The following is a 10,152-nucleotide window of genomic DNA, read 5'->3' on the forward strand; positions in this document are numbered from 1 at the left end:
AGAAGGCAGGCTGCCGCCCGCGCCGCGCTGATGCCAGCCCTTTTACGCGATGACCGGTATCGACGACGCGCCCGCGACCGATGGTCGTTGCGCCTTCGCGTGCCGTGGCCGCCGCCCCGAAAAAAAACGCAACGAGCGGGCGAGGCCCCTTGCGCGACTGCCCTGCGTACTTACGTTTCTCGTGGAGAGAAAAACTATTCCAGGAGGTTTTCGGTAATGAGAGCGTTGATCAACAAAGTGCCGTCGCGGAACTTTTCCCCAGTGCACCGCGAGTTCGACGACCTGCTCGGTCGCTTCTTCGGACCTCGCAACGACTGGCTCGCGGGCGGGACGACGGGACGCTGGATTCCCCCCATCGAGTCCTTCCTGAGGGACGGCGAGATGGTGGTCCGGGTGGACGTGCCCGGAATCGACCCGGATTCTCTCGACATCTCGGTCGAGGGTGACCGGCTCACCGTCAAGGGCGAGCGCAGGAACACGCGCGAGGAAGAAACGGGCGGCCGTTCCTACCGCGAGGTGCTGTACGGAGCGTTCGAGCGGACGATCTCGCTGCCGTGGGACGTGGATTCGGACGCCATCAAGGCGTCCTGCAAGGATGGGGTGCTCGAAATCACGATGAAAGCACCCGAGAAAGTCGGCGCGAAGAGGATTCCCGTCGTTCACTGAAGGCAGGCGACTTAGAATCGGGAAGAGCGGCGTCCACCACTGGTGCAACGCCGCTCTCCTCGTTTGCGGCATCGCGAGCGGGGTGGGCAACGAAGGAATACGATGAGCCGGGATCTCCGCATTGGCGTGGCGCTCGGCGGTGGCGGCGCCGCGGCGCTGTCGTGCATCGGGGTCCTGGAGCAGCTGCTCGACGCGGGAATCGCGATCGACTGCATTGCCGGTACCAGTGCCGGCGCCATCGTCGGCGCGTCGGCCGCGGCCGGTCACCTTCGTGACCTGCACGAAGCAATGGCGTCGCTCAGCCGGGGTCGTTACCTCGGCCTGTTCGATCTGATTCTTTCCGGCGGCGGTCTTCTCGGCGGACGTCGCGGGATGGACCTGATCGCTCCGTACATCGGCGACGACATCGAGAACCTGCCGACTGCGTTTGCCGCTGTCGCCACCGATCTCGAAAGCGGCGCGGAAGTGATCCTCGACCGCGGTCCGGTCTACGACGCCGTTCGCGCGAGCATCGCGATTCCCGGCGTCTTTCGCCCTCATCGAATCGACGGGCGCTTTCTCGTCGACGGCGGCCTCTCCAATCCCATCCCCGTCAGTGTCGCGCGCGCACTCGGCGCGGATTTCGTGCTCGCGGTCAGCGTGCTCAGGATTCCGGGGCACGGGGAGGACGGCGCCGCGACCGCACTTGCCGGCGACGTCGATGTCGCCGAAGCCGCCGGACAGGACGGAACGCTGGCAGATGCAGCCACTGCCGATCACCTCGGCGTGCTGGACGTGCTCTCCAAGGGCAGCGCTGTCGTGCAGTCCCACATCGCTGCGGCGCGCCTGCGTGTCGATCCGCCCGACCAGGCGCTGTTCCTGGAAATGGAGAACATCGGCCTGTTCCAGCTGCGCCGCAGCGCCGAGGCCATCGAGAGCGGTCGCCAGGCGGCACTAGCCGCGATGCCGCAGATCCTCGCCGCGATCGAAGAGGCTCGCCGTGCCCGCGAGCATCCGATCCGCCACTGGATCAGCTCCGCGCTGGCAAGACCGCGCTCGATCTGAAACGCTCGGCGCATGGCGGACAAGCACCAGGGACACCACGGAAAGAAGAAGAAGCCGCGCCACAAGAAACCGGATCCCCAGGCTTCCGGCGAGTTGACGATGCTGTCAGGCCTGGCCGCGATGACGGGTGATGCCGCAGGCGGCGCGATCCGGTTCTTCCTGAAGGTCACCGGCGATCCACTCGGCCTGGAACCGCTGCTGTCGGGACCGGCGCATCCCGGCAAGCTGGCCCGCGAAGCGGGCAACTACGTTCGGGAGCTGCGCGAGCTTGCCGGCCTGACGATTTCGGATCTCGCGCGCGCCCTGGAACTGCGCGATTCGTCGTACCTCGAAGCCGTCGAGGCCGGCACCCAGACGCTGTCATTCGACCTCGTGCTCCGTCTTGCCGCGATCGTCGCGCGCAACGACCCTCTGCCCGCCATCCTCAAGCTGACGCGGACGAGCAACCCGGCAGTTGCGAAATTCCTCGAGGACTGGGGAGCCGGACGCCTGCCGCTGCAAATCGAGAGAGAACGCCAGTTCGTCAACCTGCTGCGAGGCAACGACGAAGCGCGCGACCTCGGCGACGAATCCTTCGAGCAGGTCCTCACCTTCACGAAAGCGGCGCTCGACAGCATTGTCGCCATCGCGGCCGAGTACGAGCACAAGTCGTGAGTCAGTCGCTCCGCATTGTCGTATCGAAGTAACGCCGCAGTCGCGGCCGAAGATCACCCGTGGTGGCCTGTGCGGCAAGTCCTCCGATATCGCTGCTGTTGCATGTGCTCCAGAACAGCGCGGGAGCGGCAAGTCTTCCCGCCCGTGCATCGGCCAGCAGGCAGGCCAGGGTCTTGGACGTGTACGTGAGGTCGAGCGAGAGGCCGTCCTCTGCAGCGATCGCCGCCGCCTCTTTTCCTTCGGACGTTTCGAGCGCGTAGAGCCCGCCGAAGAATTCGCTGCGAAAAACAATTCGATCCGCGGGGGCGGCGATGTCGGGAAACGACGGGTCGGCGTCGCGAAGCAACGCGATCGTCTTCCTCCATAACACGCCGGCGACGCGAGGATTGACGAACTGCTCATCGACGACGCGCACCGCATGGATTCGCGTCGGCCAACCGAGCACCGCCAGGCCGATGCCGAGGCCGACGACGGTGCCGAGACTGCCGCCGGCAGCGTAGATCACTGCGGGTCGTGGCAGCAGGCCCGCACTCACCTGCTCGTCGAGCTCGAATGCGGCATTGACGAAGCCGATCGTGCCGAGCGGCGACGAGCCGCCGGGCGCGATCACGTAAGGAAGACGTCCGTCACGCACCAGGCCTCGCGCCAGCGCCAGCACGGTTCCGGCGACGAGCGCAGCGCGGGATCCGAATTCGTGGATGTCGGCGCCAACCGCTGCGCTCACCAGCAGGTTGCTTCGCAGGTAGGCCGCGTTGTGCTGCGGCAGCAGCATCGAGATGCTGCGCACGCCGACAGATGCCGCGTGAATCGCCGTCGCCGTCGCGTGGTTGGATCCGGCGTATCCGAACGTCATCACGGCGCGGGCGCGTCGCGACAACGCGTCGCCGAGCAGGAACTCGAGCTTGCGGACCTTGTTTCCGCCGTAACGGGCGCTGCTCGGGCCGTCGTCCTTCAGCCAGAGCCCGCCGGCCCCCACCCTGTCCGCGACCGCCGTCATCGTGCGCACCGGCGTCGGCAGATCGGCCAGCGCGAGGTGGGCCAGGCGTTCCTGAACACGCGAAAAGCGCTCGAAAAGAGGGCGTCGCGGCTGCGGAATCATCGCCGTCCCCTCGAGGGGACCGTCCACGCGGCGGGGGCCGCCGCCCAATCACGACGAACGGCTCTTGCGCCAAGACCGCGCCTGCCGCCACACTCGTCGCCGGACTCTGGGGGACCCGTCATGACACGCACTGCGCTCGCCCTGCTGGCCGCGGCCGTCTTCTGCGCCGCGCCGGCTTTCGCTTCGACATACTACGTCGCGACCACCGGCAACGACACGCACGACGGCCTGTCGCCGGGAACTTCCTGGCTGACGCTCCAGCATGCCGCCGACACCGTCGCTCCCGGCGACACGGTGCACGTGGCCAACGGCAATTACACCGGATTCGACGTGCGCGTCGTCGCCGACGCCGCAGATCCGATCTCGTTCCTGGCCGACGGAAACAGCGTCGCGATCGTCGCCGACAACGACAAGACCCCCGACGGCATCAACATCGAGAATGCCGCCTACATCACCATCGACGGGTTCATCGTCAACGACAGGACTCGCGCCGGGATCCGCTCGGCCGTCTCGAACCACATCACCGTGCGCAACTGCCACTGCGGGCATAACGGCACCTGGGGCATCTTCACCGGTTTCGTCGACGACCTGCTGATCGAGAACAACGAGACCTACACGTCGCAGACCCAGCACGGCATCTACACGTCCAACAGCAGCTCGCGCATCACGATCCGCGGCAACCATGTCCACGACAACCATGCCGCCGGCATCCACATGAACGGCGACTTCTCCGAGAAACCCGGCGACGGCCTCATCCACGACGCGCTGATCGAGGACAACGTGATCCATGGCAACGGCGCCGGCGGCGGCTCCGGCATCAACATGGACGGGGTGATCGACAGCACGATCCGCAACAACCTGCTCTACGACAACCATGCGAGCGGGATCAGCGCCTACAAGATCGACGCTGCGCACGGTTCGACCAACGACGTCATCGTCAACAACACGATCCTCAACGCATCCGACTCGCGCTGGTGCATCAACATCAACACCGGCTCGACCGGCGCGACGCTGCGCAACAACATTCTTTACAACTACCATTCCTTCCACGGCGTGATCGCGATCGACACGACGAGCACGAGCGGCTTCTCGTCGGACTACAATTCGTTGATGGACCGCTTCACCATCGACGACAACATGAACACGGTCATCGACTTTGCCGCCTGGAAAATGCAGGGCTACGACGCGCACTCGTTCCTTGCCACGCCGGACCAGAATTTCTTCGATCCCACCTCGGACTTTCACCTGCTGCCGAATGCTCCCGCCATCGACTCCGGAACATCGACGGACGCGCCGAACAGTGACATCGCCGGAGACCCGCGGCCGGTCGGCAGCGGTTACGACATGGGGGCCTACGAGGCCCAACTCCCGGACTGCGGCGACGGGAACGTGGACGCAGGCGAGGTCTGTGGCGAGCCGTCTCTGCCTGCATGCTCCGACCCTTGCACGACGTGCCTCGGATGCACCTGCGCGCCGGCCACCCCGGTCTGCGGCGACATGGTCGTCTGCGGCAGCGAGCAGTGCGAGACCAATGCCGATTGCGGCGGCGGGAAGGTCTGCGACAGCTGCGCGTGCGTCAACCCTTCGATCTGCACGAGCGGCATCGATCTCACCGGTGCGCGCATGAAGGCGCGCGCCACTCCGTTCTCGTTCAAGCTCGGCGCGCAGGCGCTGATCCCGAAACCGTGGACAGGCGTCAACCCTGCGGCCAACGGCATCCGCATGATCGTCGATTCGCCGGCCGGCCCCGGACTTCTCGATGCGACGTTGCCGGGCGGCGCCGCGTGGAAGACCAACAGCGCGGCAACCGCGTGGTCTTACACGGATGCGACCGGCGCTGTCGCAGGCATCACAAAGGCCGTCGTCAAGGATCGCAGCAGCGTCCAGGACGGGCTGCTGCGCGTGACGATCAAGGGCAAGAGCGCGGGATCGGCAACGCTTCCGGATCCGGCGTCGGTGCGCACGACATTGGTGCTCGGCGACAGTGACGAATGTGCGCTGCTCGACTGGAACGGGCCCTCCGATGCGTCGCCGGCCTGCAGCGGCAGCAGCAGCCTGCTGAGCTGTCGCTGACCTCACCCCCTTGCGCCGACGCGGACTGGAACCAAAGGCCGCGCTGCGCTAGCCCTTGGTGCAGGGGCTCGCACGCGCCGGGCTCCGGCACCGGCGCGAGGAAAACCCGCGCCCGCGCCGCGGTCGCCGCGAGGGCTGTCGCGGTCGTCGCGTCGCGCCGGCGCGGTGAGATCCGGACGCCTTGGCCGACCGGCGCATAGCGGGGAGGTGAACATCGCGGGAAAGGAGCTCGCGCACCATGACTGCGACGATCCTGAACACCAGCCACGCCGGCTTTGCCTCTGTGACGCTCGTGTCGCCCGACGCGAGACTGCGTGCCGCCTTCATACCATCGCTCAACATGCTCGGCTGTTCGCTCGAGTTCGACGGCGAGGAGCTGCTGCATCTTCGAGCGGGCGTCCAGGCTTATGCCGACAGCCGCAAGACCTGCGGCATTCCGCTGCTGCACCCGTGGGCAAACCGCCTGGCGGGCAACCACTACCGCATCGGCGGCCAGCACGTCGCGCTCGTTGACGACAGGCACACGATCCCGCGCGACGCCAACGGGCTGCCGATTCACGGCCTGCTGTCGGGGCGCACGCCATGGAGCGTTACCGAATCGACTACCGACAATGCCGCGGCGCTCGATGCGCGGTTCGATTTCTCGTCGTCCGATCTGCTCGCGAATTTTCCTTTTCCTCATCTGCTGCAGATGCACGTGCGGGTGCGCGACGGGGAGCTCACGATCTCCACGGTGCTGACGCCGACTTCCGAACGCTCGGTGCCGGTATCGTTCGGATATCACCCGTACTTTCGCATCCCTGCAGTGCAGCGCGAGGACTGGGTGGTCACTCTTCCCGTTCGAAAGCACCTGATCCTCGATGCCATGTCGATACCGACGGGACGCACCGAAACGGTGGAGATCGAGACGGCTCCCCTCGGCGAGCGTGCGTGGGACGACTGCTTCACGTCGATTGTCTCGCCGGGCGTGTTCGCGATCGAAGGCGGCCGGCGGCGAATCGAAGTCGAGCTCGGCCGCGGCTATCCCTTCGTGCAGCTCTTCGCGCCGTCAGGATCGGATTTCCTGGCAATCGAGCCGATGACGGCACCCGCCAACGCGCTGGTCAGCGACCACCTCGACCTCGGGGTGGCCCCGCACGGGGACCGCTTCGAAGCGACCTTCACGATCCGCATGCATTGATACCTGGGGAGTAATGGGGTCAGGCACCATTCCTCTGGTGCCTGACCCCATTCCTCTGGTGCCTGACCCCATTCCTCTGGTGCCTGACCCCATTCCTCTGGTGCCTGACCCCATAACTACTCTGTCATTGGTGCGCGGCACTGGGGTGGCAGGTCGGCGAGGTTGCAGGAGTCGTGGAGGCAGGTGAGGGCGAGGTTCTGGCAGGTGCGCACGTCCTGGCGCAGTGCGGTGCGGCAGGGCTTGATGCAGCTCTGGAACTGGGCCCGGGCCTCGAGGCAGATCGATGAGCTCTTGTCGCCGGCGCAGGCGAGCTTGGCGGACGCCGCCAGCGTCAGGCAGTTCTGCGTGGTGGAGCAGTCGACGAACGCGGAGTGCGCGTCGGCCAGGCACGTGTGAAGGGCCGTCATGCAACTCTCCACGCAGTCGGCGTTGACCGCCGCGTCGGCGCCGACGCTCGCGGCTCGCGCCGTTATCGGCAGCAGCAGTTGCGCGGCGAGCAGTGCGGCCACTCCGACCGCGCCGAACGCGATGGCAACGAGCTTCGTGTTGCGGTCGATGTCGCTTTTTCTCGGCATTACGCTCTCCTTCGTTTTACGCGGATCGCACGCCACCCTTCGGCGCATGCGTTTCGCGTTCAACGGGGCGTGAGCACAACGTGCTTCGCAGCGGTCGAAAGCAACGCCGGCCCAACCCGCCCGGGTAAGCCCGGGCGCTTCCCATTGAGGAAGGGGCAGGAAGGATCAGCAAGGACGCGAGCCGGAATGCGGCGGCCGTCTCACGCATGCGGGGGCAGAAACATCGCGCAACCGCGTGCGCGAGGGCGCATTGTCACTCAGTCGGCGCGACCCTCGAACGTGTGCGGGTCCGACGCCTTTGCGGGAGCGCTGAACGTCGATTGCCAGCAGTTGCCGCCACTGGCGCGAAGCTGGACGACGAGCGGCTCTTTAGCCGGCAGTCCGCCGATGTGCAGCAGTCCCGCCGTCGCCGACGCGGTGATTTTTGCCTTGCCGTCGTCACCGGCACGCAAGAGCAGCCTCGCGCTGCTCGTCGTGCCGTCGCTGGAGTCGACGTGATGATTGTAACTGTAGCCGGTCTTCGCCGCTCGCCAGCACGACTTCGAGCCGCAATCATCGGCGGGCGCGTAAACTACCGCTGCAATCGCCGTGTTCGTCGAATCGTACACGCAAAGCTCGTAGCTCGTGGCGTTGGCAGGATCGCCGAAGTCGGCGATCGTCGTCTGCTCGCCGGCCGACCATTTCCACGCCAGCGAATCCTGGGAATTGTCGTCCTCGTCCGCGAGCGAGAGCTGGCCTTTGCCGGCGGCCACGGAGCCGCGGCAGTCGCTGCGCGGGCCGCTCGAGCACGGCGGAGGAGGAGGCGTTACGCTGATCGTCACGGTGGCAGGCTGCGATTCGGTGGTGCCGTCGCTTACGGCGTACGTGAACGAATCGCTGCCGGTAAAGCCGGGATTCGGCGTGTAGACGACCGTCGCCGTGTCGGTATCGGGCATGCCCGGCGTGCACGCGCTGTCGGAAATCGCGCCGAGCTGCCCCGACGCCGGCGCTGTGACGATCCGGAACGTCAGCTCACAGGTGTCGTAGTCAGCGCCCGACAGCGTCACACCCACCGATCCGTTCTCGACCACCGTCGCCGACGAAGACGAAGCCTGCGGCGGCGCACCGGCCGGCAGCGACTTCATCGGCACCGCGACGACCTGCAGCGGGATGCGCACGTTGTTCGCGTATCTCTCGCCGACGTTGGTCGGCTGCGAAGTCGGCGCCGCGAACTGCCACTGCATCGCGTCGATTTCGTCGGTCGGCTCCGGCGAGAACAGGTTGTCCGAGTCGCCGGTGACGAAATAGTGCACGCCGTGGGTTCCCCAGGCTCCCTGGCGCTGGCGGCACGTCAGCTGGTCGTAAGGAGTACCGCCGTTTTCGGCCGAATATCCCGCCGTCACGCGCGGGTCGGTGCTCGACTCGCCGGGCCACGGACGCTGCACCGGGTCGTCACCGGTGCCGTCGTCGAGGCACGCATCGTCGCGGTAGTAGGGAACCACCGCGGAGTTGACGAGAGACGTCGCGCCCTTGAGCTCGATGATGTAGACGAGCGAGCCCGTGTCGGCCACGCCGGAGACTTCCTCCCAGTTGAGGATCGCCGACGGCACGTTGAAGCTCGGATCGGGAATGTCGAAGAACGCCGGCATTCCATCGATGGCGTCGATGTTGCCGGTGTCGTCGTTGACGCCGTCGATGTCGACACCGTCGGGCTTCAGCGTGTTGTAATACTTGGCGGCCACTCCGGCGTTGTAGTCCCACGACGTGTACAGGCCGTCGGGCGGAATCGGGTGCACGCGCACGTGGTAACGGTACGTGATCGCGTCGCGGTAGAAGGACTCGGTCTTGGTGACGTTGGTGCCCGAATCGGCGCCCCAGACTTCGCGGATCGCCCGCACCGGGCCCGTCTTCTCGCCGAGCAGCGAAGAGTTCGCCTCCCAGTTCACCTGCTCGTCCTCGAAGCCGACGACCGAAATCGTCGAATCCGGCGACTGCTGGAACGCCCGGCCTTTCCAGCGATCGATGAGGTCCGCTCCGTAGACGCCGGGCTGGTCCGGCTTGGCCACGTGCATCTCGCGCACGAGCCAGCGGCCGGTGGCGCGCCACTGGTAGCTCGCGGTGCTCACGGTGACGCCGTCGCGGGGGAAACGGTCGGTGGACAAGCGCTCGCCGGTGTTCGGGTCGCAGACCGGTCCCGACAGGTTGGGTCCGTAGCCGGTGTTGCTCGTGCCGATTTTCTGCGGATCGTCATCGGCGAAGAAATAACGGTCGATCCACTGGTCGGCGTTCGCGTCGCGCTGGTAGGAGACCATTCCGTTGTCGGCGTGGAACGAAGACCCGCCGGATCGAAGCGCGAGATAGACGAACTTCGGAGTCGTCGGTGCGAGCGGATCGATGACGGCAACGGCGACGGAGTCCTGCACGTCGGGCGGCATCGACACACCGGCCGGCGCTGCCGGCCCCGCATCGGAGGCCATGAAGACGATCTCGTCGTCGTCATCGAGAGTGGGAACCGGATCGGGTGTCGCGGTCTCTCCGGGCGGGTAGTCGGTGGTGCAGGTGCCGGCCGTCTTCTTCCAGCTCTCGACGTCCCACGCGTACGTCATCTCCTTGTCGGTGCCGGAATAGATCCCGAACGACGAATTGATGTTCGAGAGGCAGTACGGCATCACCTCGTCGACTTGCACGGGAATCTCGTCGAACGAGGAGCCGCTCCAGCGAAACGCGGCGATATCGGACGGCGCAACGCCGCTGCGCTCATCGGGCGGAACGATGATGGTGCCGTTGTGGGCGTCGCGCTCGCCGATCAGGGCGCCCGACGGATACGGGGCACAGACGATGGTGGCGGGAAGGCGGGACCATGCGGGAAGGTCGGCGCCAGT

8 protein-coding genes are annotated in these 10,152 nt (G+C 66.3%); 5 read left to right on the forward strand and 3 right to left on the reverse strand.

Going from position 1 to position 10,152, the window contains the following annotated elements:
- Positions 1 to 261 precede the first annotated feature (261 nt).
- From VGK20_01960 to VGK20_01970, 3 genes are all read left to right on the forward strand, one after another.
- On the forward strand, positions 262 to 666 hold the full coding sequence (locus tag VGK20_01960; protein HEY2772796.1) for an Hsp20/alpha crystallin family protein: 405 nt from the start codon (positions 262 to 264) through the stop codon (positions 664 to 666).
- Between the two features lie 102 nt (positions 667 to 768).
- A complete protein-coding gene (locus VGK20_01965) occupies positions 769 to 1,710 on the forward strand; it encodes a patatin-like phospholipase family protein (GenBank protein HEY2772797.1) in 942 nt (313 codons plus the stop codon).
- Between the two features lie 12 nt (positions 1,711 to 1,722).
- Positions 1,723 to 2,364 carry a helix-turn-helix transcriptional regulator gene (locus tag VGK20_01970; GenBank protein ID HEY2772798.1) on the forward strand — a complete coding sequence of 214 codons (642 nt, stop codon included), beginning with the start codon at positions 1,723 to 1,725 and terminating at the stop codon, positions 2,362 to 2,364.
- Position 2,365: 1 nt separating this feature from the next.
- Here VGK20_01970 and VGK20_01975 read toward each other — a convergent pair whose 3' ends face one another.
- Positions 2,366 to 3,463, reverse strand: a complete 1,098-nt coding sequence (locus tag VGK20_01975; protein ID HEY2772799.1) for a pyridoxal-phosphate dependent enzyme — start codon at positions 3,461 to 3,463, stop codon at positions 2,366 to 2,368.
- Between the two features lie 120 nt (positions 3,464 to 3,583).
- On the opposite strand from VGK20_01975, the gene VGK20_01980 reads away from it, so the two are divergent.
- Entirely contained in the window at positions 3,584 to 5,536 is a 1,953-nt protein-coding gene (locus tag VGK20_01980) for a right-handed parallel beta-helix repeat-containing protein (protein HEY2772800.1), read from the forward strand.
- A gap of 238 nt (positions 5,537 to 5,774) precedes the next feature.
- A complete protein-coding gene (locus tag VGK20_01985; GenBank protein ID HEY2772801.1) occupies positions 5,775 to 6,716 on the forward strand; it encodes an aldose 1-epimerase in 942 nt (313 codons plus the stop codon).
- A 116-nt stretch (positions 6,717 to 6,832) separates the two neighbouring features.
- Here the strand turns inward: VGK20_01985 and VGK20_01990 are convergent, their stop codons facing one another.
- Positions 6,833 to 7,291, reverse strand: coding sequence for a hypothetical protein (locus tag VGK20_01990; GenBank protein ID HEY2772802.1), 459 nt, complete (start codon positions 7,289 to 7,291; stop codon positions 6,833 to 6,835).
- A gap of 257 nt (positions 7,292 to 7,548) precedes the next feature.
- Positions 7,549 to 10,152 (reverse strand): Ig-like domain-containing protein (locus VGK20_01995; GenBank protein ID HEY2772803.1); only part of this gene is annotated, 2,604 nt, incomplete at its 5' end.

The sequence above is a fragment of the Candidatus Binatia bacterium genome (assembly GCA_036493895.1).
Classification (GTDB): domain Bacteria; phylum Desulfobacterota; class Binatia; order UBA1149; family CAITLU01; genus DATNBU01.

Coding starts and splice junctions, on each gene's coding strand:
- VGK20_01985 (HEY2772801.1), top strand. CDS start 5,775: ATGACTGCGACGATCCTGAACACCAGCCACGCCGGCTTTGCCTCTGTG.
- VGK20_01975 (HEY2772799.1), bottom strand. CDS start 3,463: ATGATTCCGCAGCCGCGACGCCCTCTTTTCGAGCGCTTTTCGCGTGTT.
- VGK20_01980 (HEY2772800.1), top strand. CDS start 3,584: ATGACACGCACTGCGCTCGCCCTGCTGGCCGCGGCCGTCTTCTGCGCC.
- VGK20_01990 (HEY2772802.1), bottom strand. CDS start 7,291: ATGCCGAGAAAAAGCGACATCGACCGCAACACGAAGCTCGTTGCCATC.
- VGK20_01970 (HEY2772798.1), top strand. CDS start 1,723: ATGGCGGACAAGCACCAGGGACACCACGGAAAGAAGAAGAAGCCGCGC.
- VGK20_01965 (HEY2772797.1), top strand. CDS start 769: ATGAGCCGGGATCTCCGCATTGGCGTGGCGCTCGGCGGTGGCGGCGCC.